Here is a 23,112-nt window from a genome sequence, read left to right on the forward strand (position 1 = left end):
AATGAGATGCACGTTTTCGGACGATCCTCCTTATGCCTACTTCAGCTTCCCGAGTACTGTTGAAAAAAGACTCTGTCGCTCCGTTCCAGTCAGAACCCAATCTGACGGACCGGGTCACCGAGATGCTGCTGGATGAGATCACCAGCGGCGACTATCAAGTCGGCGAGGTCCTCCCTCCAGAGCAGACCATCGCGACCCGGCTTGGCGTTTCGCGCACGGTGCTGCGCGAAGCGGTATCCCGCCTGAAGGGCGATGGCATCGTACAAAGCAAGCAGGGCCGTGGGCTGACCGTCATGCAGACGGCGCGGCCGTCGGTGTTGCGCATGCAGGCGGCCGATATCGGCGATGCCGACCAGGTGCTGCGTATCGTGGAACTGCGCCGCGGCTTTGAGATCGAGGCCGCGCCGCTGGCGGCCGAGCGCCGCAGCGAGGAAGACCTGGCCGCCATGCGGCTGGCCCTGCGCAAGATGGCCGACGCGATCGCTTCCGGCGATGTGGCGGTGGGCGTGGATGCCGACATGGAATTCCATCGCTGCGTGGCGCGCGCCACCCGCAATGAACACTATCTGAATTTCTTCGATTTCCTGGCGGTGCTGCTCAAGAAGAACCTGCGCGTTTCGCGTTCGCGGTCGGCCAAGATCGCGGGCCGCGGCGCCCAGGCGCAGAAGGAGCACGAGGCTTTGTTTGCCGCCATCGAGAAAGGCGACGTGGAGCTTGCGCGGCAGCATGCGCGCACGCACGTCGACAACACGGAAGCACGTCTGCGTACAGCGGCGGCCACGGCGGAAAGACCGTAGGCGCCCAATCAGGGCATCCTCCAAGGGGAAGTGGTGATGGGTCATAAGACGATCGATGAGTTGGTGCGCGCCGACGAGGGGCTGGTCAGCCGGTCTATCTTCGTGGACGACGAGATCTTTCAGCAGGAGCTGCGGCAGGTGTTCTCGCGGGCCTGGCTGTTCGTGGGGCATGAGAGCCTGGTACCCAAGCCGGACGACTACTTCGTGTCGAGGATGGGTACGGAGTCCGTCATCCTGACGCGCGACCGGCAGGGGCAGATCCAGGTCATGCTCAACAGCTGTGCGCATCGCGGCATGAAGCTGTGCCGCTATGACCACGGCAACAACCGGACCTTCACCTGTCCGTACCATGGCTGGAGTTTTTCCACCGACGGCAAGTTGGTGGAGAAGCCCGGCGAGCTGGTCGGCGTGCCCGGCCATGCGACGCACTACAAGGGCGAGCTGGACAAGAAGCAATGGGGCCTGAAGACGGTGGCGCAGGTGGTGAACTACAAGGGCGCCATCTGGGCGACCTGGGACCCCGACGCGCCGCCGTTTCTGGATTACCTGGGCAATATGCGCCTGTACCTGGATGCGGCGCTGGATCATCGCGATGGCAGCCCGGGCGGTTCCGAGGTGATCGGCGGGGTGCAGAAATGGCGGGTGAAGTGCAACTGGAAGTTCGCGCCCGAGAATTTCATCGGGGACCTGTACCACGACATCAGCCACCGTTCGGTGGATATCGTGGGCATCGGGCCGGGCGGCGGCAAGGGCAGGCGCGATCCTTCCGCGACGCGGTCGGCGATCTGTTTTCCGGAGCTGGGGCACGGGCTGCTGGGCCGGCTGCCGTTCTATGAAGAAGGGCCTTATGCGCCGCAGTACGCGCGCTATCCGGAGGTGGAGGCCTACTTCCGCCAGATCCACGAGCAGCGCGAGCGCACGCTGGGTTCGGCCATGCGGGTGCAGCTCAGCGTGGGCACGATTTTTCCGAATATGTCGTTTCACGGGCGTCAGCCGCGCACGCTGGCGGTGTTCCATCCCATCAGCGCGACCGAGATGGAGATGTGGCGCATGTATCTGGTGGACAAGGACGCGCCCGAGGCCGTCAAGGAAGCGGCGCGCCACTATTTCCTGCGCTATTCGGGGCCGGGCGGCATGACCGAGTCGGACGACATGGAGAACTGGACGGGCGCCACCGAGGCCAGCATGGGCGCCATCTCGCGCGAGCTCTATTTCAACTACCAGATGGGCGTGGGCCACGCGCAGCCCGTGCCCGAAATCCCGGGCTGTTCCGTCAACGGCGAATACACGGAAGAGAACGCGCGCATCTATTACCGGCGCTGGGCGCAATTCATGAACGGCTTGTCGTGGGACCAGCTGATGGCGGGCTCCGTGCGTGCCGAGGAGAAAGCCGCATGAACGCGACCATCGAAAATGCGCCGGCCGTAGCGCAGGATGCCAGCGTGGATGACATGCAGGTCTGGTGGCAGGTGCAGCGTTTTCTGCACTACGAGGCCGATCTGCTGGACCACCGCGACTTCGAGACCTGGCTGGGCCTGCTGGACGAGGACATCGCTTATCGCATGCCGCTGACGCGCAATGTGCGGCGCGACGCCATGGCGCAGGAATACTCCGGCAAGCAGGATGCCGCGTGGTTCGACGAGGGCATCGATACGCTGCGCCAGCGGGTGGCGCAGATCAAGACCGGCATTCACTGGGCCGAGGAACCGGCCTCGCGGGTGTCGCATCTGGTGACCAACATTCGGGTGCTGGATGTGGCGCCGGACGAGGGCGGCGGCGAGCGGGTGCGGGTGCGCTCGCGCTTTCTGATCTATCAGAACCGGCTGCAGGCCGAGGTCAATCTGTTCGTCGGCAAGCGCGAGGATGTGCTGCGCAGACGCGACGGACGCTGGACGATTCTGTCGCGGGAGATACACCTGGACCAGAACGTCCTGCTTTCCAAGGCGCTCACGATCTTCTTCTAGCGCCCGATCTTTCGCGGTTCGATGGTTTTCTTTCCACTTGGGGCTAGGGCCTGTTCACACTAAAAGGAGCCTCGCATGAGTACCCAAATAAGTGACTATCAAGGCGCGAAGCGCAGCCGTGGCGGGACCACGGCGAGCATTCGCAACGCCGATAGGCGCTTATTTGGGTACTCACCCTTCGGGCAGGCCCGTAATCGGGCGCCGGGCGTCGTTGCCGCCACCTTGCGTGGCGCAGCCACGCGGCGGCGGCCGCGCCTAGCCCGGCGCCCGATTACGGGCCTGTGCGAGGCTCCTTTTAGTGTGAACAGGCCCTAGTCCGCCGGCAGGGCGAGGCTCGTCCATACCTGGAGTCGCAGCATGCATAGACGTACTGTATTGAAAGCCATCGCCGGGGGTGTCGCGATGGCGACGGCCGGGATGTCGCGGGCCGCCGACGGGGCCTTTCCCTCCAAGCCGCTGCGCCTGATCGTGCCCTATCCGCCGGGCGGCGTGACCGACGTGGCGGGGCGCCTGGCGGGGGAGATCCTTACCCGCAAGTTCGGCCAGCCGGTGGTGGTGGAGAACCGCCCCGGCGCCAACGGCATGATCGGCAGCCAGCAGGTGGCGACGGCGCCGGCGGACGGCTATACGCTGCTGCTCAATGGGCTGGGCGGCATGGTGCTGCCCATGGCTACGGTCACGGGGCTGCCGCTGGACATGTCGCGCGCCTTCACGCCGATCGGGCAGATGGCCGAGTTCATCAATGTGCTGATCGTGCGGGCGGATTCGCCGATACGCAGCGTCAACGACCTGATCGCCGCGGCGCAGGCCCGCAGCAAGGACGGGTTGAACTATGGGTCCAACGGCATAGGTACGTCGGTGCATCTGACCACCGCGTTCTTCGCGCAGCGTACCGGCACCAATCTGCTCCACGTGCCCTACAAGGGCAGCGGCGAGATGCTGGTGGATGTGGTCAACGGCAATCTGGATTTCAGCTTCAGCAACCTGCCGCCGGTGATGGGGCTGGTGCGCAAGGGCTCGATCCGGGCGATTGCCGTGACCAGCAGCTATCGCAGCAAGCAACTGCCGGACGTGCCGACCATGGCCGAGCAGGGTGTGGCGGATTTCGACGTGACGAGCTGGCTGGGCTTGTATGGTCCGGCCGGACTGCCGCCGGACCTGGTGCGCAAGCTCAGCGCGGCCCTGCAGGAGGGCATGGCGCAGCCGCAGTCGGCGGAGACGCTCAGCGCGGCGGGCTTCGAGCCCCGGCCGTCCGACGCCGCCGCCTTCGCGGAATTGAACCGGGCTGAGCTGGCGCGCTGGAAGCAGGTTGCCAGCCGCGCCAACATTTCACTGAAATTCGGAGCCTGACCGCCATGGAATCTTCCCGTTTGCAGCGGGTGCACACGGCCATCATCGGCGCGGGCCATGCGGGGGTGGAGTGCGCCTGGGCGCTGCGCGCGGCCGGCGTCGAGGGCGATGTGGCGCTGTTCGGCGCGGAGGCGCATGCGCCCTACGAGCGGCCGCCGCTGTCCAAGGCGCTGCTGACCGGGGGGACCAGCGCCGAGCGCATCGCCTTGCGTGCCGACAGCGCCTACGAGAAATCGCGCGTGGTGGTGGTGGCGGGCGACCCGGTGGTCGGCATCGACACCGCCGCGCATCGCTTGCGCACCCGCTCCGGCCGGGTGGTGAACTATGAGCATTGCGTGCTGGCGACCGGGGCCAGCGCCCGCGGCATCGCCGACGTGGCGGGCGAGCAGGTCTACTCGGTGCGCGGGCTGGACGACGCGCACCGGCTGCGCGAGGCGCTGGGCCCGGGCATCCGGCTGCTGGTGGTCGGCGCGGGATACCTGGGGCTGGAGGCCGCCTGTTCGGCGCGCAAGCTGGGCGCCGAGGTGCTGGTGCTGGAGCAGGGCGGCAACGTGATGGCGGGCAAGGTGTCCGAACCCACCGCCACGCGCATCGGCGACCTGCACCGCGAGGCCGGCATCGAGATCCGCCACGGCGCAGCGGTGGCGCGATGGGAGCGCACGACGACCGGCTGGCGCGCCCATCTGGCCGACGGCAGTGCGGTGGACGCGGATCGGGTGCTGGTCTCCATCGGCGCCATCGCCGAGACCGCGCTGGCCGAGGCCGCGGGCCTGATCTGCCTGGACGGCGTGGTGGTGGACGAGTGCTGCCGGACCTCGGCGCCGGATGTCTATGCCATCGGCGACTGCGCCAGCGCTTTCCGGGGCGAACTGCAGCGCCATGCCCGCATCGAAAGCGTGCAGAACGCGCTGTCGCAGGCGCGCATGGCGGCGGCCGCCATTGCGGGCAAGAGCCCGCCGGCGCCGCGTCCGCCCACGTTCTGGTCGGAGCAGCAAGGGCGGCGCCTGCAGATGGCGGGCCTGGTCAATCCCGCCGAACCTTGCCGCGACGTGTTGCTGCCCACCGCCAAGGGGTGGATGGTGGAGCGCTATCAGCAGGGCCGGCTGGCCGCGATCGAAGCAGTCGACAGCCCGGTGGAATTCATCAAGGGCGTGCCGCGCATCGGCACGCCGGAATCGGCCTCATGAACCGCGTGAACAAAACCCAGGGGAGGCATCATGCCCTTTGCCATATTTGAGTTGCCCGACGGCGCCGAGCAGGTGCTGGACGTTCCCGACGACTGGTCACTGATGGAGGCGGCCCGGCGCGACGGCCTGGACGGCATCGTCGCCGAGTGCGGCGGCGGCGCCATCTGTGGCACCTGTCATGTGCAGGTGGACGCATCCTGGCATGCCCGGCTGGAGCCGCCGGGCATGGCGGAGGAAGCGCTGCTCGAAGTGGTGCCCGAGCGCTGCGCCACCAGCCGCCTGTCCTGTCAGGTGATCATGACCCCGGACCTGGACGGCATCCGCGTGCGCGTGCCGTCTTCGCAGCTTGAGCTCTAGCCGCGGCGCAAAGGAGCCCACAGCCATGGCCGACAACAAATCCATCAACCTCGTCGATCTGCAGGCCGGCGTGCGCGTGCGCATGGCCGGCGGCGCACTCGCCGAGATCGTAGAGAACCCGCAGGACGGGTTCTGGCTGATCGTCCGATATCTGGACCATCCGGCCGAACCCGCGCTGGTCGACGCCGGTGAGCAGCAGGTGTTTGCCACCGACGTCGAAGCAATCGAACCCTGACCCTTCTGGAGCCGTAAATGAATCAAAAGCCCAAAGTCATCGTATCCGCGCCGCTGCCGGCGGATTTGCGCGAACGCCTCGCCGCGCGTTGCGAGATAGTCGATGTGCCAACCGGGCAGAATCCGGCCGAAACCCTGCCGGCGGAGCTGCGTTCGCAGATCGCCGGCATGGTCTGCACCATGCGCACCAAGGTCGATCAGGCCTTGCTGGATGCCTTGCCGGCGCTGCAGGTCAGTTCAAACTTCGCGGTGGGGTTCGATAACGTCGATCTGGCGGCCGCCACGCGGCGCAAGGTGCTGATCTGCAATACGCCCGGCGTGCTGGACGGCGCGGTGGCGGACGTGACCATCGGCCTGATGCTGTGCCTGGCCCGCAATCTGGTGGCGGGCGATGCCTTCGTGCGCAGCGGGGCCTGGACCAAGGGCGCGTTCCCTCTGACGCACGACATCCGTGGCAAGACGCTGGGCCTGCTCGGCATGGGCCGTATCGGCCGGGTGGTGGCGCGCGCGGCGCAGGCCTTCGACATGAAGGTGGTCTATCACAACCGTCGCCAGGATCCGCAGGCCGAAGGCCTGGCCACCTATGTCGAGCGGGATGAGTTGTTCAGGGTGTCGGATGTGCTCAGCGTGCATATTCCGCTGTCCGCCGAAACGCGCCACTCCGTCGGCAAACGCGAACTGGGCCTGATGAAGCCAAGCGCCTACCTGATCAACACCGCGCGCGGGCCGGTCATTGATGAAGCCGCGCTGGTCGAGGCGCTGCGCGCCGGCACCATCGCGGGCGCCGGGCTGGACGTGATGGAGCAGGAACCGCTGCCGCCCACCAGCCCGCTGTGCGAACTGCCCAATGTGGTGCTGCAGGCCCACGTGGGCAGCGCCACGCACGAGACGCGGCGCGCCATGATCGACTTGGCCGTAGCCAACCTGATGGACGCGCTGGGCAACCAGACGCCGCGGGCCATGGTCAATCCGGAAGTCTGGCAGGCACGCGCCTGAGGCGCAGTTACGGTCAGGGCCGCCCATTGCGGGCGGCCCTGGCTGTTTACTTGCCGCCGTAGTCCACGACGATTCCGGCCTGCCTGGCCACCTCGCTCCAGCGCTTGAACTCCGCAGCCGAGAAGGCCTGGAATTCGGCTGCGTTGCGTAGCTTGGGTTCGAACCCGGCGCCGATGATCCGGGCCTGATACTCGGGTGTCGCAAGCCCGGTGACGATGGTGTCCGACAACTGCGCGATGATGGCGCGATCGACCTGGGCGGGCGCGTACATGCCCAGCCAGCTGGTCACGTCGAAGTCCGCCATGCCCTGTTCCTGCATCGTCGGCACGTTGGGCAGCTGCCGGGCCCGATAGGCGCTGGTGACCGCCAGCGCCTTCAGGCGCTTGCCTTCCACCATGGGCAGCGTGGGCGGCAGGTTCATGAAACAGACGTCCAGGTCGCCGTTGGCCGTGCCGACCAGGGCGTCGGCCGCGCCCTTGTAGGGCACGTGGTCGAACTTCAGTCCGGTGCGCATGGCAAAGAGCTCGGCCGTCATCTGCGACGAACTGCCGATGCCATTGCTGCCGTACAACGGTTTGCGCTTGCTGGCGCGCAGGTGCTCGATCAGTTCGGGCACCGTGTTGGCGGGATGGTCCACGCGCACGACCAGCGCATTGACGAATTCCGCCACCTGGGCGATGGGCAGCAACGCGGTGGGGATGTCGATGGGCAGTCCGCGCAGGGTCGCGGGCGGCAGGACGTTGTGGCCCAGGCCGCCGGTGGTCAGGGTGTAGCCGTCTGGCTTGGAGGCGGCGGCGGCCTGCATGCCGATGACGCCGCCGGCGCCGGCGCGGTTTTCGATCACCACGCTCTGGCCGTACCTGGCGTAGAGCAGGTCACCGACCAGCCTCCCCGCAAGATCGGTGGCGCTTCCGGGTGTGGATGAGACGATGATCTTGATGACTCGGGACGGGTAGGGCCCGTTCTGCGCCCAGCCCCGGCCTGTAAGACTCAGGCCGGCTGCGGCGCCCATCAGCTTCAACGCACTGCGACGTTTCATGACGACTTCCCCTTGGGTTAGACCTACTGCTTCACGTGCTGCTCCAATCGATGTGCTTCGGACTTTGTACGATAAACATATTTCTCGTACGGTACGAGGCAGACGCAGACACGCAAATTGCGGCTAACCCTAGGGAAGGTCGGCGAACCAGTTCCTGAACGGCTCCGGATCCAGGTTGGCGGGCACGTACCAGACCTTCCGTGTCTTGTCCCATTGAGCCCCCATCGCCTTCACCACATCCCTGTTGGCGTACGCGACCTTGAGATCCCGATGGCCCAGGGGCTTGGCAGGCACCGCCAGATTGCGGCGCAGGGCGGTGTCCGCCCGCTTCTGGATGCTGCCCAGCTGCAGCTGGGCCAGGAACTCGCTGCGCAACGCGGGTTGCTCGGAGGCAATCAGGGTCAGCCGTGATTTCGTCCGGGTCGCGGCCACATAGAACAGGTTCTTTTCTTCTTCAAGTTCACGCAGCGGATTGGGAAATTCGCCGGCGTCCATGAACGGCAGGATGACGTGTTCGAATTCCTTGCCTTTGACGTTGACGATGCAGTCCATCAACACCGCGTTCTTGCCGGGGCGCGCGCCGGCAAACGCTTCCGCGGTGCCGATCCATTCGGAAAACTGGCGCAGGGTCTTGCCGGAATTCAGGGCGGTCGTGATGAACCCGCTGACGGACTTGCTGACGACCGACGCTTCGTAGGGATGGACATACAGGCGCCTGGCCAATTTATCCATATCCATGATGTCGCGGACCTGCTCCAGGGCGCCATGGGCGGGCGTGTCGACGGACAGGCCGCGCAGGTACGACACCGCCTCCGCGATACGGGTACGCGCCGCGACACTGCCCACACGCTGAATCTGCCCATCGAAAAAGTGCTTCAACGCCGACGGCTCTTTCGATAGCGTGGTCTTGGCCTCGCCCAGCTCCTGCGGCGTCAGGGGTACCTCCGCAAACGTGGCCAGCGCCTCCACGATCGCTTCGCGCGTGCCGGGGGCCGCGACGTGGTGGAAATCGTCCAGGGCGATGGCGATCATGCCGCGCAGAAACAGAATCTCTTCGCGCAGCAGATAGCTGTTCATCGTCAGCGTGCGGTATTGCACGCCCGCGTTCATGAGCGCATTTTCCATCTCTATGGATTGGTGGGCGTCGCGCAGCAGGACGCAGCAGCCATCCAGCGATTTGCCGTCCTGCTTCCATTGAAGAACGGCTTTGACGACTTCGGATCCGCAGGCGCCCGGAGTGTTCGTGTACGTCGGTTCGCGGATCTCCGTGCGTACGGGAAGATTGGAATCGACGGGTTTGCGCTTGAAGGCTTCCATGGCGTACGCCAGGTGGGGGCCATGGCGGTATGTCATCGTCAGCGGAAACCTGGCGCAATCCGGAAAGCTGGAGGAAATGCGATGTTCCAGGAATGATTCATCCGCGCCCAGGTGCGAATAGATGACCTGGTCTTTATCCCCCACGCCGACGAAGTAGGTGATGCCTGCGCTTAACAGGGCTTCGATGATGCCGAACGATGCTTCGTTGAGGTCATGCAATTCATCGCAGACCACCAGCTTGTAGAAAGGCAGCTGGTGATGTGTGTCAGGCCCGGACCGCAGCATGCAGGCCAGGTCATAGGTCGCGTCGAAAAAGCCGCGGGCGTCGACATAGCCGAACAGGTCCACGCGCTGCTTTTCATATTCGAGGGCCCAAAGGTAGTCCGTCAGCGGAATGCCCGCGCTTTCCGCCGCATACTCCGGGTCGCTGCCGCCTTCGGCGGAAAGCGTCATCGTCGCTTTCAGCTTCAGCAAGTTATCCAGAAACTGGCTGACCGCGGTGTTGTGTGTGCGTATGTCGAGCAGGCCCGCGTACTGCGGATGGCTGAGCGCCACGTTTTCCAGCGCGGACAGGGCATAAGCCTGTTGCTCGCGCGTGGAATGCAGGATTTCCGGCTTGCCATCCTCGATCTTCGACAGGACGCGTTGCGCGAAATCTTCCACGGTCTGCACGTTGACCCGCCTGGCCGTGTTGTAGGCGATACCCACGTCCACCAGACGCGCCTGCAGGACTTGCCGGGCTTCATCGGTGAAGGTCAGCGCGAGGATGTCTTCGGGCGGCAGACCCCGGGTAAGCGCCTCTCCGACACGCAGGGCCAAGGTCGTCGTCTTTGCGGCCCCGGCATTGGCGATGACCAGGCTCGTCCGGCTCCGCGATGTCTGGATTTTTCTTTGTTCTTCGGTTGGGGCGAATCCTGCGGGGAAGAACTGAGCGGAAGGTGAAGTGGTGGTCATCGAGGGGGTAAAACGGGCGGGCGGAGAGAGCCGCTGGGTCCAGCGGCAACCCCAGTGTAGGGGATTGAGCCGCCCGCCGGGTCTTACCTCACCGGCCACCCGTACATCAGGCCGCCGTCGCGGTAAGAGGCGTTCAGGCCCCGCGTCAGCTTCAGCGGGCTGCTCGGGCCCAGGTTCTTCTCGAAGCTCTCGCCATAATTGCCGATATTCTTGATGACGTTGTAGGCCCACTTGTCATCCAGCCCCAGGTTCTTTCCCATTCCGGGCGTCACGCCCAGCAGGCGCTGCACGTTGGGATTGGAGCTCTTGAGCATCTCATCCACGTTCTTGGACGTGACCCCGTATTCTTCGGCTTCGAGCATGACGGACATCGTCCAGCGGACCAGGTTGAACCACTGCTCGTCGCCCTGGCGCACCATGGGGCCCAGCGGTTCCTTGGAGAAGTTCTCCGGCAGGATGTCGTACTTTTCCGGATCGTCCAGATTGCTGCGCGCGGCAGCCAGCTGCGACTTGTCGCCGGTGAATGCGTCGCAACGGCCCACCGCGAACGCGCGGATGATTTCATCCAGGCGCTCGACGACGACCGGCTTGAACACGATGTTCTGCGACCTGAACCAATCCGCCAGGTTCAGCTCGGTGGTGGTGCCGGGTTGCACGCACACCGTCGCGCCATCCAGTTCCTTGGCGCTTTTCACGCCCAGGGACTTGTTGACCATGATGCCCTGGCTGTCGTAGTAGTTCACGCCGACGCCGATCAGGCCCAAGGTGGTGTCGCGGGTCAGCGACAGGGTGGTGTTGCGCGGCAGCACGTCGACTTCGCCGGACTGCAGCGCAGTGAAGCGCTGGACCGCGCTGACCGCCATGATCTTGGCCTTGGAGGCGTCGCCAAACATGGCGATGGCCATTGCGCGGCACAGGTCCACGTCCAGGCCGATCCAGCCGCCCTTGCTGTCGTTCACCGAAAAGCCGGCGACGCCCGTGGATACGCCGCATTGGACAAAGCCCTTGTTCTTGACCGCGTCGAAAGTCACGCCGGCGTTGGCGGTCCAGGACGAGATGAACAAAGCGGTGCCTGCCGCGGCCAATTTCAGTGCTTTCATGGTGTCTCCGCGCGATCCGGCGCATTGTTATCGATCAGCCCAAGGCTGAGTTGCGGCGAATGGTAGCCAGCGGGCCAGAGGGGGAGAATCAGGGAATTCCCGTTAAATCCGGCGGACGGAATTTGTTGGGAGGCCAGCGCGGCAGGCCGTTGGCGGGCGCAGGCGGTTTGCCGTCCTTGGGCCGAGCGCCCATACTGGGTGCTTCTTCAATCTCAGACGAAGTCGCCCCGGCGGGCCTTGCGGCAAGCACGCGCCGGACCGCGATCCCAGGCAAGACTGCATTGCCGCCCAGGCCAGCCTATGAAAAGAAGTGACGAACCCGCGGGGCCCGGCCATAAGGCGTGGCGCGCATTGGCCTTTATAAGGGACCAGCTGCGGGGAACCTGGAGCGAACTGACCCGGGTCAACGCCAGCGACCGGCCTTGGGAAATGCCCCTGGCCGCGGCCCTTTCGTCCGGCCTTCCCCTGATGGTGGGCGCCTATTTCGGGCGCATGGACTATGGGCTGATGTCCAGCCTGGGCGGCATGGTTTTCCTGAGCCTGCCCAACTCTTCGCTGCAGCACCGGATGATGATGTTGCTGGCCGCTTCTTTTGGCATGGTGGCCTGCTATGCGGTGGGGGCGTTGACCCAGTTCTGGCCCACCGCGATGATCGCGGCGCTGACCTTGATCGCCATCGTGGTCAGCATGGTTTGCCGATGCTATCGGCTGGGCCCGCCGGGCAGCCTGTTCTTCATCATGGCAACGGCCATTGCGGCGTACACGCCCGGACGGCTGGAGGACGTGCCCTTGCGGGTGGGCATGGTGGCGTTGGGCTGTCTGGTCGCATGCCTGGTCGCCTTTGCGTATTCCTTGCACATGACGCGCGTGGCGCCGCCTCCTCCGGCGGCCGAACTGCCCAGGCCCACGTTCGATTTCGTGGTCTATGACTCCGTGATCATCGGCTTGTTCGTGGGCGTTTCCCTGCTGGTGGCCGAATTGCTGCAGCTGCAGCGGCCCTATTGGGTACCGGTCAGTTGCCTGGCGATCATCCAGGGGGCGAGCATGCGGGCCGCCTGGAGCCGGCAGATGCATCGCATCCTGGGAACCACCGTGGGCTTGTGCGTGGCATGGGCGCTGCTCAGCCTGCCGCTGAATGTGTGGACACTGAGCCTGGTCATGATGGCGTTGTCGTTCGGGATTGAAACGCTGGTCGTGCGCCACTACGCCAGCGCCGTGGTGCTGATCACTCCGTTGACGATCTTCCTGGCCGAGGCCCCGCACCTGGGGCAGGGCTATCCCGCCGCCGTCATCGAGGCGCGGTTCCTGGACACGGTGACCGGCGCCTTTATCGGCGTGCTGGGATCGGTGCTGCTGCACAACCAGCGCATTCGGCCGCATCTGTCCCGGTGGATGCGCGCGGTGCTGCCCAAGCGGGTGGATTGAACGGGGGGCTTCCTGCCGCTGCCGATGGCGTCGGACAGTTCACTTCTGTTCTTGCGCCAGGAAGCTCTGCACCAACGTGATGATTCTCTCGGCCGTCGGCGACAAGCTGCGCCGTGCCCGGTGAATCACGCTGTAGGTCAGCGGTCCGGACGCAGGATAGGGCAGAGGCAAGGGTACGAGGACACCCTGCGCCAATTCGGCGGCGATAGCCTCGCGCGTGCAGAACAGCACGACGTCGCTGCCGACCGCGACGTCGCGCAGCGCGCTGACGCTGTCGCATTCAAAGGCAATGGGCAGCTCGTCCGGACCGCCCACCCGATACAGCTTTGCCAGGTACTCGCGCGCACGTTGCGGGAGATCGGTGGCGGCCAGGCGGTATTGCGCCAGCGCCGCGCGCAGCTTGGGCTTGCGTTCCCGCTGCAAGGGATGCCCGGCGCGCACGAACAATCCGCCATGCTGCGGCGGCAGCGCGCGGACGGTGAAGTCAGCGGGCGGCGGCAGGCTGTGGGTGACGGCCACGGCAAAGTCCAGCTTGTCCTGCAACAGCTTGTCCAACAGTCTTTGCCAGCTTTCTATTTCGACATGCACGCTCAAGCCGGGATGTTCCCGCGCCAGCCGCACCAGGAGCGGCGATAGAAACCCGGCGGCTGGAAAGGCGCCCACGCCGAAGCAGACGCGGCCGGTGTCGTGTCCCCGGATCAGTTCGGCCTCGCGGCGCAGGGCCAGGACATCGCCCAGGATCCGCCGCGAACGGTCCAGCACCATCTGCCCCGCCTGCGTGGGCGTCACGCCGATGGAGGCGCGATCCACCAGCACCAGTCCCAGCGTTTCTTCCAGCGCCTGAATGCTGCGGGTCAGGGCGGACTGCGTCAGGTGCAATCGTTGGGCTGCCCGCGAGAAGTGCCGCTCTTCGGCAAGGACGGAAAAGTGCTGGAGCGAACGTATCGTCAGGCTCATGAGATTTTCTCATCGGCAATACGCCAAATATGCAATTGATTCGCCTTGTTGGCAAGACTAAAACGGGTTGTCCGCGACGTGCGAATGCACCGCTCGAACGTCCGCCGGCAACCAACGATCCAGAGCGCTGCGCGACCTCGCGACACCGCCTACCTCGCCTGAGGAGACACCATGAACCGCAAGTCGTTATTACATCTTTCGGGCTGGGGCGGCGCCGCGGCCCTGAGTGTCCTGGCCTGTTTCGGGGCTGTCGCGGCCCCCGCCGCGCAGCCCGACGCCTGGCCCGCATCCGGCAAGCCGATACGCATGGTGGTGCCTTTCCCGGCGGGCTCGGGATCGGACTCCCTGGCGCGCATGCTGGCGGCGAAGGTGACGCAGCAGACGGGCGCGTCGGTCATCATCGACAACAAGCCCGGGGCCGGCACCATGATCGGCGCGCAGGACGTGGCCCGAGCCAAACCCGACGGCTACACCTTGCTATACACCATCGTCGTTACCCACACGCAGAATCCGCATCTTTACAAGAAGCTCCCGTATGACCCGGTGAAGGACTTCACGCCGATTCTGCAGGCGGTGCGCTCGGCGACCGTGCTGGTCGCCGCCAAGAATGCGCCATTCTCCACCACGGCTGAACTGATCGCGTATGCCAAGGCCCACCCGGGCAAGCTCAACTATGCCTCGTACAGCCTGGGCTCGACCTCGCATCTGAATGGCGAAATCCTGAAGATGAAGACAGGCACGGACATCGTCCATGTGCCTTACAAGGGCACGGCCGACGCCAGCCGCGCCCTGCTGGCGGGGGACGTGCAGGTGTATTTCGACGGCACGGCGACGGCGGTGGAGAACGCTCGCGCGGGCAAGGTCAAATTGCTGGGCCCCGCCACGGAGCGCCGCCTGAGCGTCATGCCGGAGTTGCCCACGCTGGAAGAGCAGGGCGTGCAGGGGCTGAACATCGTGGGCTGGCAGGGCATCTTCGGCCCGGGCGACATGCCGCCTGAACTGGCGAACCGCGTGGCGGATGTATTCCGGGCGGCACTGGAATCGCCCGAGCTCACGCAGACCATCGTGTCCCAGGGCAACGAGGTCAGCGGCGCGGGACCAAAGGAGTTTTCGGCCATCGTCCAGCGCGACAGCGCGCGCTGGGGCGACGTCATACGCCGGATCGGGCTTGTGCTTGAGTAATCGGGTGGGCAACAGATGGGCCTGCAAGGGCGCCAGGAGAAGACGATGCATGATGTGGTGATACGCGGCGGTACGATCGTGGACGGCTCGGGTTGCGCCGCCTATGCGGGAGACCTGGCCATCGACGGCGGCCGGGTGGTTCAGGCGGGCGGCAAGGCCGGCCCGGGACGGCGCGAGATCGATGCCGGGGGCGCACTGGTCACGCCGGGATGGGTGGATATCCATACCCACTACGATGGCCAGGCGACCTGGGATCCCTATCTCAGCCCCTCCACCTGGCACGGGGTCACGACGGCTATCATGGGCAACTGCGGTGTCGGCTTTGCGCCGGTGAAGCCCGAGCGGCGCGAATGGCTGATCAAGGTCATGGAGGGCGTGGAGGACATTCCCGGTTCCGTGCTGTCCGAAGGCATACAGTGGGACTGGGAGACCTTCCCCGAGTACCTGGATGCGCTGGACCGTCGGCCCAAGGCGCTGGACATCGGAGCGCAGATTCCGCACAGCGCGGTGCGCGCCTATGTCATGGGCGATCGCGCCATCCACCACGATGAAGCCTCGCCCGCCGATCTGCTGGCCATGCGCGAAGTGGTGCGCGAGGCCCTGCAGGCTGGCGCAGTCGGTTTTTCCACGTCGCGCACCTTCCTGCACAAGTACGACGAACGCAAGTATCCACCGGGTACCTTCGCCACCGGCGAAGAGATCAGCGCGCTCGGCTCGGTCATGGGAGAGGTCGGCCATGGCGTATTCCAGATGACGGCCAACCATCCCGCCATGGAGGGAGAGATCCCCTGGCTGGAACAGCTTGCCCGCCATAATCGCCTGCCGGTGCTGTTCAATCTGCAGCAGACGGATGCCGCGCCGGACGTGTGGAAGCAGATCCTCCTTACGCTGGACCAGGCGCGCGACGAGGGCGTGCCACTGCTGGCCGGCATCAGCGGGCGTCCGTTGGGAATCCTGTTCTCCTGGCAGAGCACGCTGCATCCCTTTATCGCGCATCCCAGTTATCAGGCCCTGCAGGCGCTGCCCTTCGCCGAGAAGCTTGCGCGGCTGCGCGACCCGGGGATGCGCCAGCAGATCATGAACGAGCAGCGCGGGCTGCTGGACCGCCGCGCCGAAACGCTGTTCAGCAGCTTTCACAAGATCTACCGTTTGGGCAAGGAACCCGATTACGAACCGCTACCCGCGGAGAGTGTGGCGGCCATGGCCGCGAGCACGGGCCGGCCGCCGTTGGAGCTGGTGTACGACCTGATGCTGGAAAACGATGGGCAGGCCATTCTCTACTATCCCTCGTTCAATTATTCCTACAAAAACCTGGACCACCTGCATCAGCTGATGCAGCACGCCAACACCGTCAACAGCCTGTCAGACGGCGGCGCTCACTGCGGCTACATCTGCGACGTGAGCATGCCCACCTTCATGCTCAGCCACTGGACCCGCGACCGCCGCCGCGGTCCCTTGCTGCCGCTGGAGCATATCGTCCGGCGCCAGACCCGCGACACGGCTATGGTGTATGGCCTGCGTGATCGTGGCCTGCTGCAGCCCGGCTACAAGGCCGACGTGAACATCATCGACCCGGACGCGCTGAAAGTGCACTGCCCCGAAATGGTGTTCGATCTGCCGGGCGGGGGGCGCAGGCTGGTGCAGCGCGCCGACGGCTATACCGCCACGCTGGTCAACGGGGTGCCGATCTTCGAACAGGGACAGGCGACCGGCGATTTGCCCGGGAAACTGCTGCGCGGCGCAAAGGTGCACGGAGTCTGAGCCTTGGGGCAGGGCGTGCTCATATATTTGTGAAAACGAATAATTGGCCGGAATTTCTCATTTGTTGTGGAGGAAGCGACTCCCTATGATCGGCAGGGTTGCGTTTGTCAGCAACTCACATCAAGGGGAAAAAAATGAAAACCTGGAAAATGCTGGGCGTCGCCGCGGCCGTCCTGTGCGGCTTTGCCACGACGGCCAGCGCCAACGATCCGGCCTACCCGAAGGGCCCGGTCACGCTGGTCGTGCCGTTTGCGCCGGGCGGGTCAACGGACGTGATCGGGCGCCTGCTGGCCGAGCGCCTGGCGGTTGCGCTCAAGCAGCCCGTCGTCGTGGAGAACCGCTCGGGCGCCGGAGGCAATATCGGTGCCGCCGTGGTGGCCAAGGCCGCGCCCGATGGTCAGACGCTGCTGTTCGGCACCACCGGCATTCTGTCCATCAACGAGTTTCTCTATAGCAATCCGGGCTACAGGGCCGACCGAGATCTGCTGCCGGTCATTTACACCGCGTCCATCAGCAACGTCCTCATCGTCAACAAGGATCTGCCCGTTTCCAATGTGGCCGATCTGATCAAGCTGGCCCGGGCGAATCCCGGCAAATATTCCTTTGCTTCTTCGGGTTCGGGAAGCTCCACCCATCTTTCCGGCGAGCTGTTCAAGAACATGGCGGGCGTCGACCTGATGCACGTGCCGTACAAGGGCAGCGGACAGGCGCTGGTGGACCTGGTTGGCGGGCAGATCAATATGATCTTCGACAACGCGCCGTCGGCGGTGCCGCTTGCGCAATCCGGCAAGGTGAAGGCGCTGGCCGTGACCAGCACCACGCCGCTGTCCGTGCTGCCAGGGGTGCCGCCGTTGGGCGAGGCCGGGCTCAAAGGCTATGAATCCCTGTCGTGGACGGGCGTGGTGGCGCCGGCCGGAACTCCCCAGCCGGTGGTCGACAGGCTCAATCGGGAGCTGAACGCCATTCTTGCGGACGAAGGTGTACGCAAGAAGCTCACCGAGCTGGGCGCGCAGGCCACCGGCGGCACGGCGCAGGATTTCACCGCGCATATCGAGACCGAACGCGCCAAATGGGGAAAGCTGGTGCGTGACGCGAAGATCGCGACGCAATAGGCAAACGCGCCGGTACGGCGAAGGAAGCGCCGCGGGCAATCAAGCCCGTGGCGTTTTTCTTAGACGCCCTGGCGCGCCTTCTTGTCCCTGCGGCCCAGCACCCGTACGCCGGCAGGCACGGGTTTTTCACTGATGATCTCCCGCATGTATTGCAGGAACAGCTCCGAGCTGGCGGACAGGGACCGCAGGCGCCGGGTGATCAGACAGACTTCGCGCGACAGCCTGGGCGAGCTCAGTTCGCGGAACACAAAGGCGGCGGGTTCGGCGTCGCGGCTGTTCTGCGCCGGCACGATGGAGCTGGCCGCCAGGGCCGGCAGGATGGAATAGCGCCCGCCGCCGCGCAGCACGGCATGGAGCGACGAGGTCCGGGAGACTTCGTCGTGCTGCTGTTCGAAGAAGCCAGGCTTGCCCGCGTGCGCGCGCAAGAATGCACCGATGCCGGTGTCTTCGGTGAACCCGACGTACTCGGCCGGGTCCAGATCGGCCCATTTCAAAGGCCGCGATCCTTGCGCGTAGGGATACGACGCGGCGCAGATCACTCCGTAGCGGTCTTCGAATAGCGGGGTGTAGACCAGCTCGTCGAACCCGTGGTGAGACGTGGAGATCGCAAAATCGATATCGCCGTTGGCGATCATTTTCTCGACCTGCTCGGAGCCGGCGTCATGCAAGGAGAACGTGATCTTGGGATAGGCCTGCCGGAATGCGGCGATGGCGTCGCCCAGGAAGTAGTTGGTGACCGACGCCACGACCGCGATCCTGACGTGCCCCTGCCGTCCTTGGGACAGCGCCTCCAGGTCGCTGACCGCGCCATCGAACTGGCTGAGGATGCGCTCGGCCTCGGCTTTGAAGCGGGCCGCCTCCGGAGTCATCACCACGCGGCGCGTGCTGCGGTCAAACAGCTTGACGCCCACCGCTTCCTCGAACTGCTGGATCGTGGCGGTCAGCGACGACTGAGTCAGGAACAGCTGCGACGCGGCGACCGTGAACGAACCCGTATTGGCCACCGCCACGAAGCTGCGGAAATGCCGCAGCGAGATATTTCGCTTCATAGACGCGCCCCGGAACCAGGGACGCCGCTGGCATCCTCTGGATATATTGGAAAAAACGAATAATAAAGAAATATCAACAATTTGTAGTGAAGAAAACCTCGATCTAGAATTTCTCTCAGTCCGGCGTGGCGCACGCCGAAGGTCTGGGGCAAGAGGGAGTTCAAGCCATGAGTGGTGCAGGCGTATTACAAATCCAGTCGATGCGGGACCGATGTTCCGCCCAGGAGTGGCAGGCGCGCGTGGATCTGGCCGCCTGCTATCGGCTGGTGAATCTGTACGGCATGTCGGACATGATGGCCAATCACATTTCGGCGCGCGTGCCGGACGAAGACGGCGCGTTCCTGATCAATGCCTACGGCATGATGTACGAGGAGATCACCGCGTCCAGCCTGATCAAGGTGGACCATGCCGGCGCGGTCCTGTCCAAGCCCGATTTCGGTGACCTGGGCTATGGCGTCAACAAGGCGGGCTACGTCATTCACAGCGCGGTGCACGCCGCGCGCCCGGAGGTGGCGTGCGTCATCCACACGCACAGCTGGGCGTCGATGGCGGTGTCGTCGCTCGAATGCGGCCTGTTGCCCATCACCCAGACCGCCATGCGTTTCCTGAAGATCGGCTACCACGACTATCAAGGCGTGGTGCTGGACCTGGCGGAACAGGAATCGCTGGTGGCCGACCTGGGCGGCGGCGAAGCCTTGATCCTGCGCAACCACGGCGCGCTGACGGTAGGCAATAGTGTCGGCGAGGCCTTCAACTGGATGCACAGGCTGGAGCTGGCCTGCCGCTCGCAGCTTGCGGCCATGGCGGCCAATACGCCATTTGCCCGGGTCGCCGATCCGGTGCTCCAGGAAACCTGGAACAACTACCAGCCCGGCACGCGGCGCCCGTATGGCGTCATGGAGTGGCCGGCGCTGCTGCGCAAGCTGGACCGCATGGATTCCTCGTTTCGGACATAGGCTGCCATCATGAACACACAACAACCCCTGCGTATCCTGCTGTCGGAGCAGACCCTGGATCGGATCGGCGGAGCGGTGGCCCAGACGCTGGGCCAACGCGCGTTCGAGCCCGTCATCGCGGCGCAATCGCATGGCAATGAGCCTGCGGATATCGACCTGGCGTTCATCTCGCGCGACGTGACCGGGCTTTCGACCAAGCATCGGGTGCTTGAGCCGCTGGAGTCCTTTTACGTCTCGCTGCGCAAGTCACCCAGGCTCGCCTGGGTGCATGCGCATTCGGCGGGCGCGGACCGGCCCATCTTCGGCGAACTCAAGAAACGGGGCATACGGGTGACGACCTCGTCGGGCGCCAACGGGCAAGTGGTGGCGCAAACCGCGCTGGCCGGCATACTGGCGCTGGCGCGCGAGTTCCCGCGGATGTTCGACGCCCAGCGCAAGCAGGCCTGGACTCCGCTACTGGGTAGCCTGCTGCCGCGCGACCTGCCCGGCCAGACCGCGGTGGTGGTGGGGTGGGGGCCGATAGGCCGTCAACTGGCGGGCTACCTCCAGATGCTGGGCCTGACCGTCATCGCGGTGCGCAGCACGGCCGCGCCTGGCACGGACGGCGTGGAAACCTTTGCGTTTGAAGACCTGGCGGAGATTGCCGGCCGGGCCGACTGGCTGGTGCTGGCGTGCCCGCTCAGCGACCGCACGCGTGGGCTGGTGGACGCGGACGTGCTGGCGCGCATGGCGCCGCACGCACGGCTGGTCAATGTGGCGCGCGGCGAGGTCGTGGTCGAGCAGGCCCTGATCGACGCCCTGCGCAGCAAGGCGCTGGCCGGCGCCTACCTGGATGTTTTCGAACATGAACCGCTGGCCGGCCAGTCGCCGTTGTGGAATCTGGAGAACGTCATCGTCACGCCGCATTCGGCCGGCCATTCGGACGGAAACGAGGCCCGGGTGGATCGAATATTCCTGGATTACCTGCGCGACTGGCGGCAGTGACAGGCCGCCCGGCATCCGGGCGGCCAGGCCCACGGTCAGCGATTCCCCTTATCTGAACTCACCCCTTAGGATTTTTCATGCTCCAGATCGCCGCGCGCATTCAGCGCATCAAACCCTCTCCCAGTTCCATGGCCGGCCAGCGCGCGCGCGAACTGCGCGCAACCGGCCGCGACATCGTGGCCCTGACGGCCGGGGAACCCGATTTCGATACTCCGGAGAACGTCACCGAGGCTGTCGTGCGCGCGATGGCGCAGTCGCGCACCAAGTACACGGACGTGGGCGGCACGCCCGAACTGAAGGCCGCCATCCGCGAGAAATTCCGCCGCGACAACGGCCTGGACTATGCGGCCAGCGAGATCATCGTGGGCAATGGGGGCAAGCAGATCATTTTCAATGCGCTGCTTGCCACGGTCGAAGAAGGCGACGAGGTCATCGTGCCCACGCCGTATTGGGTGTCCTATCCGGACATCGTCCTGCTGGCGGGCGGCACGCCTGTGTTTGTGGCCTGCCCGCCGGCGCAAGGGTTCAAGCTGCAGCCCGCCGATCTGGAAAAGGCCATCACGCCGCGCACCCGCTGGCTCATCCTCAATGGCCCCAACAATCCCAGCGGCGCGACCTACACGCGGGAAGAGCTGAAGGCGTTGGCCGAGGTGCTGCTGCGCCATCCGCACGTATGGCTGATGACGGACGACATCTACGAGCACATCCTGTATGACGGCCGGCGGTTTGCCACCATGGCGCAGGTGGAGCCGGAGCTCAAGGCGCGCACGCTCACCATCAACGGCGTGTCCAAGGCCTACGCGATGACGGGCTGGCGCATCGGATATGGCGCCGCGCCCGCCGCGCTGATCAAGGCAATGACCAAGCTGCAATCGCAGAGCACGTCCAATCCTTCGTCCATCAGCCAGGCGGCGGCGCAAGAGGCCTTGTCCGGGCCGCAGGGTTTCATGGCCGAGCGCACGCGCATCTTCCAGGAACGCCGGGACAGGGTCGTGGCCAGCCTGAATCGCATCGACGGAATTTCCTGCCATGTTCCCGAAGGCGCGTTCTATGTATTTCCCTCGTGCGCAGGCGTGCTAGGCAAGAAAACGCCGGCCGGACAGGTATTGAACACCGACGAGGATTTCATCCTGTACCTGCTGGACGAGGAGAACCTGGCCGTGCTGCAGGGCGCGGCATACGGGGTGTCGCCGTTCTTCCGGATTTCCTATGCAACCTCGATGGACCTGCTGGAAGAGGGCTGCGCGCGGATCAAGCGGGCTTGCGAGAAACTGGCCTGAGGCGCGCCGCTCCGTTTGCGCCCTAGTCGCGCGGCGCCGCGTTGGCAATGCAATACGGGCAATCGGCGGGGCTGCGCTTTTCACGTGCAGCTCCGGCATTCCTGTCCGCCTTCAGGCCATGAAAGCACTCGTGCGACAGCCATAGGCTCAGCCGGTCGTAGCTTTCCATGTTGCTGCGCCAGTTCGGTGCGCACAGGTAATAGCCCAGGGGGCTTTCAAAGGTGCGATCGAACACGTCGACCAATTGCCCGGTGGCCAGTTCCTTTTCAATCAGGCAGTGGGGCATCAAGGCCACGCCGAAACCCGATGAAGCCGCCTGGATAATCATCGAAAACAGATTGAAGCCGGGGCCGAACCGGGCACGGTCATAATCGCCGATATAGGTTGAGAACCAGTATTCCCACGACAAGGGAATCTCGATGTGCTGCAGCAGCGTGCATTTCTTGATGTCTTCCAGGCTGCTGATCGCCTGCTGCTCCAGGTACTCCGGCGAACAGACCAGCCGGGTTTCCCTGCCGGTCAGGTACATCGCGTCACCGTCATGCCAGTCGCCGTATCCATACTGGATGGACGCATCGAAATCGAGTTCGGTGCTTTTGTAGTCGGCAATGCTGTAGCGGACGAAGTTGACGGAGATTTCCGGGTTGTGCTCGCGAAAAGTCTTGAGTCGTGGAAACAGCCACTGCGCGGCAAAGGTCGGGGCAGCGGACACATTCAGCGATTTTGCGGACTGCTGCGTCGCCATGACCTGCGACGTCGCGCTTTCAAGCGTATGCAGCGCCGGCCGTATCAGGCTGAGATAGGTGGCGCCCATGCGGGTCAGCTGCAGGCCGTTGGTGCCGCGGATGAACAGCGCGTGGCCGAGGTAGCCTTCCAGCGTCGCAATATGCCTGCTGATGGCGCTTTGCGTGACGAACAGTTCCTTGCCCGCCTTCGAGAACGACAGGTGGCGGGCCGCCGCGGCAAACGCATTCAGCTCGGAAAGGGTGGGGCAGCGGCGTCTCATAGGGGGTATGAGTAATGCTCATAAGGCTGTTCGAATTTGTGTCGAATTCATAGGGGGAGACCCGGTATCCGACCTGTCGATTGTACCGGTAGAGTTCGCCATGCC

Annotated in this window: 21 protein-coding genes; 15 read left to right on the forward strand and 6 right to left on the reverse strand. The window is 64.9% G+C overall.

Annotation, left to right across the window (positions count from 1 at the left end; genetic code table 11):
* Positions 1–59 precede the first annotated feature (59 nt).
* The 8 genes from HLG70_RS24415 to HLG70_RS24450 all read left to right on the forward strand — a co-directional run bounded on the left by HLG70_RS24415 (position 60) and on the right by HLG70_RS24450 (position 6,885).
* A complete protein-coding gene (locus HLG70_RS24415) occupies positions 60–797 on the forward strand; it encodes a FadR/GntR family transcriptional regulator (protein WP_234103189.1) in 738 nt (245 codons plus the stop codon).
* A 36-nt stretch (positions 798–833) separates the two neighbouring features.
* Positions 834–2,195: an aromatic ring-hydroxylating oxygenase subunit alpha gene (locus HLG70_RS24420; protein WP_171663007.1), complete on the forward strand. Its 1,362-nt coding sequence runs from the start codon at positions 834–836 to the stop codon at positions 2,193–2,195.
* Positions 2,192–2,761 (forward strand): 3-phenylpropionate/cinnamic acid dioxygenase subunit beta, encoded by a 570-nt coding sequence (locus HLG70_RS24425; protein WP_171663006.1) that lies wholly within the window; start codon positions 2,192–2,194, stop codon positions 2,759–2,761. Before HLG70_RS24420 ends, HLG70_RS24425 begins: the two co-directional genes overlap by 4 nt.
* A gap of 357 nt (positions 2,762–3,118) precedes the next feature.
* A complete protein-coding gene (locus HLG70_RS24430; RefSeq protein WP_234103190.1) occupies positions 3,119–4,111 on the forward strand; it encodes a Bug family tripartite tricarboxylate transporter substrate binding protein in 993 nt (330 codons plus the stop codon).
* Between the two features lie 5 nt (positions 4,112–4,116).
* Positions 4,117–5,298, forward strand: coding sequence for an FAD-dependent oxidoreductase (locus tag HLG70_RS24435; protein WP_234103192.1), 1,182 nt, complete (start codon positions 4,117–4,119; stop codon positions 5,296–5,298).
* A 30-nt stretch (positions 5,299–5,328) separates the two neighbouring features.
* On the forward strand, positions 5,329–5,655 hold the full coding sequence (locus tag HLG70_RS24440) for a 2Fe-2S iron-sulfur cluster-binding protein (protein ID WP_171663005.1): 327 nt from the start codon (positions 5,329–5,331) through the stop codon (positions 5,653–5,655).
* 25 nt (positions 5,656–5,680) lie between these two features.
* Positions 5,681–5,890, forward strand: a complete 210-nt coding sequence (locus tag HLG70_RS24445) for a hypothetical protein (RefSeq protein WP_171663004.1) — start codon at positions 5,681–5,683, stop codon at positions 5,888–5,890.
* 17 nt (positions 5,891–5,907) lie between these two features.
* Positions 5,908–6,885, forward strand: a complete 978-nt coding sequence (locus HLG70_RS24450) for a 2-hydroxyacid dehydrogenase (protein WP_171663003.1) — start codon at positions 5,908–5,910, stop codon at positions 6,883–6,885.
* 46 nt (positions 6,886–6,931) lie between these two features.
* Here HLG70_RS24450 and HLG70_RS24455 read toward each other — a convergent pair whose 3' ends face one another.
* From HLG70_RS24455 to HLG70_RS24465, 3 genes are all read right to left on the reverse strand, one after another.
* Positions 6,932–7,924: a Bug family tripartite tricarboxylate transporter substrate binding protein gene (locus HLG70_RS24455; protein ID WP_234103194.1), complete on the reverse strand. Its 993-nt coding sequence runs from the start codon at positions 7,922–7,924 to the stop codon at positions 6,932–6,934.
* Positions 7,925–8,053: 129 nt separating this feature from the next.
* Entirely contained in the window at positions 8,054–10,195 is a 2,142-nt protein-coding gene (locus HLG70_RS24460) for an ATP-dependent helicase (RefSeq protein WP_171663061.1), read from the reverse strand.
* An 83-nt stretch (positions 10,196–10,278) separates the two neighbouring features.
* Positions 10,279–11,295 (reverse strand): amino acid ABC transporter substrate-binding protein, encoded by a 1,017-nt coding sequence (locus HLG70_RS24465; protein WP_171663002.1) that lies wholly within the window; start codon positions 11,293–11,295, stop codon positions 10,279–10,281.
* 300 nt (positions 11,296–11,595) lie between these two features.
* Here HLG70_RS24465 and HLG70_RS24470 point away from each other — a divergent pair, with 300 nt between their 5' ends.
* The gene (locus HLG70_RS24470) at positions 11,596–12,720 is read left to right on the forward strand and encodes an FUSC family protein (RefSeq protein WP_171663001.1); all 1,125 of its coding nucleotides are present in this window, start codon (positions 11,596–11,598) and stop codon (positions 12,718–12,720) included.
* A 39-nt stretch (positions 12,721–12,759) separates the two neighbouring features.
* Here HLG70_RS24470 and HLG70_RS24475 read toward each other — a convergent pair whose 3' ends face one another.
* Positions 12,760–13,677: a LysR family transcriptional regulator gene (locus HLG70_RS24475; RefSeq protein WP_171663000.1), complete on the reverse strand. Its 918-nt coding sequence runs from the start codon at positions 13,675–13,677 to the stop codon at positions 12,760–12,762.
* 171 nt (positions 13,678–13,848) lie between these two features.
* On the opposite strand from HLG70_RS24475, the gene HLG70_RS24480 reads away from it, so the two are divergent.
* From HLG70_RS24480 to HLG70_RS24490, 3 genes are all read left to right on the forward strand, one after another.
* Entirely contained in the window at positions 13,849–14,859 is a 1,011-nt protein-coding gene (locus HLG70_RS24480; RefSeq protein ID WP_171662999.1) for a Bug family tripartite tricarboxylate transporter substrate binding protein, read from the forward strand.
* Between the two features lie 45 nt (positions 14,860–14,904).
* Positions 14,905–16,620, forward strand: a complete 1,716-nt coding sequence (locus HLG70_RS24485) for an N-acyl-D-amino-acid deacylase family protein (protein WP_171662998.1) — start codon at positions 14,905–14,907, stop codon at positions 16,618–16,620.
* A gap of 134 nt (positions 16,621–16,754) precedes the next feature.
* Positions 16,755–17,732, forward strand: coding sequence for a Bug family tripartite tricarboxylate transporter substrate binding protein (locus HLG70_RS24490; RefSeq protein ID WP_234103196.1), 978 nt, complete (start codon positions 16,755–16,757; stop codon positions 17,730–17,732).
* A gap of 59 nt (positions 17,733–17,791) precedes the next feature.
* On the opposite strand, the gene HLG70_RS24495 is transcribed toward HLG70_RS24490, so the two are convergent.
* Positions 17,792–18,781, reverse strand: a complete 990-nt coding sequence (locus tag HLG70_RS24495) for a LysR family transcriptional regulator (RefSeq protein WP_171662997.1) — start codon at positions 18,779–18,781, stop codon at positions 17,792–17,794.
* A gap of 167 nt (positions 18,782–18,948) precedes the next feature.
* Between HLG70_RS24495 and HLG70_RS24500 the strand changes: the two genes are divergently transcribed.
* The 3 genes from HLG70_RS24500 (at position 18,949) to HLG70_RS24510 (ending at position 22,001) form a co-directional block, all read left to right on the forward strand.
* The gene (locus HLG70_RS24500; RefSeq protein WP_171662996.1) at positions 18,949–19,737 is read left to right on the forward strand and encodes a class II aldolase/adducin family protein; all 789 of its coding nucleotides are present in this window, start codon (positions 18,949–18,951) and stop codon (positions 19,735–19,737) included.
* Between the two features lie 9 nt (positions 19,738–19,746).
* A complete protein-coding gene (locus HLG70_RS24505; protein ID WP_171662995.1) occupies positions 19,747–20,721 on the forward strand; it encodes a D-2-hydroxyacid dehydrogenase in 975 nt (324 codons plus the stop codon).
* A 77-nt stretch (positions 20,722–20,798) separates the two neighbouring features.
* Positions 20,799–22,001, forward strand: a complete 1,203-nt coding sequence (locus HLG70_RS24510) for an aspartate transaminase (protein ID WP_171662994.1) — start codon at positions 20,799–20,801, stop codon at positions 21,999–22,001.
* 22 nt (positions 22,002–22,023) lie between these two features.
* On the opposite strand, the gene HLG70_RS24515 is transcribed toward HLG70_RS24510, so the two are convergent.
* Positions 22,024–22,977 (reverse strand): LysR substrate-binding domain-containing protein, encoded by a 954-nt coding sequence (locus tag HLG70_RS24515; RefSeq protein WP_171663059.1) that lies wholly within the window; start codon positions 22,975–22,977, stop codon positions 22,024–22,026.
* Positions 22,978–23,112: the final 135 nt, after the last annotated feature.

Source organism: Achromobacter deleyi, from assembly GCF_013116765.2.
GTDB lineage: Bacteria > Pseudomonadota > Gammaproteobacteria > Burkholderiales > Burkholderiaceae_B > Achromobacter > Achromobacter deleyi_A.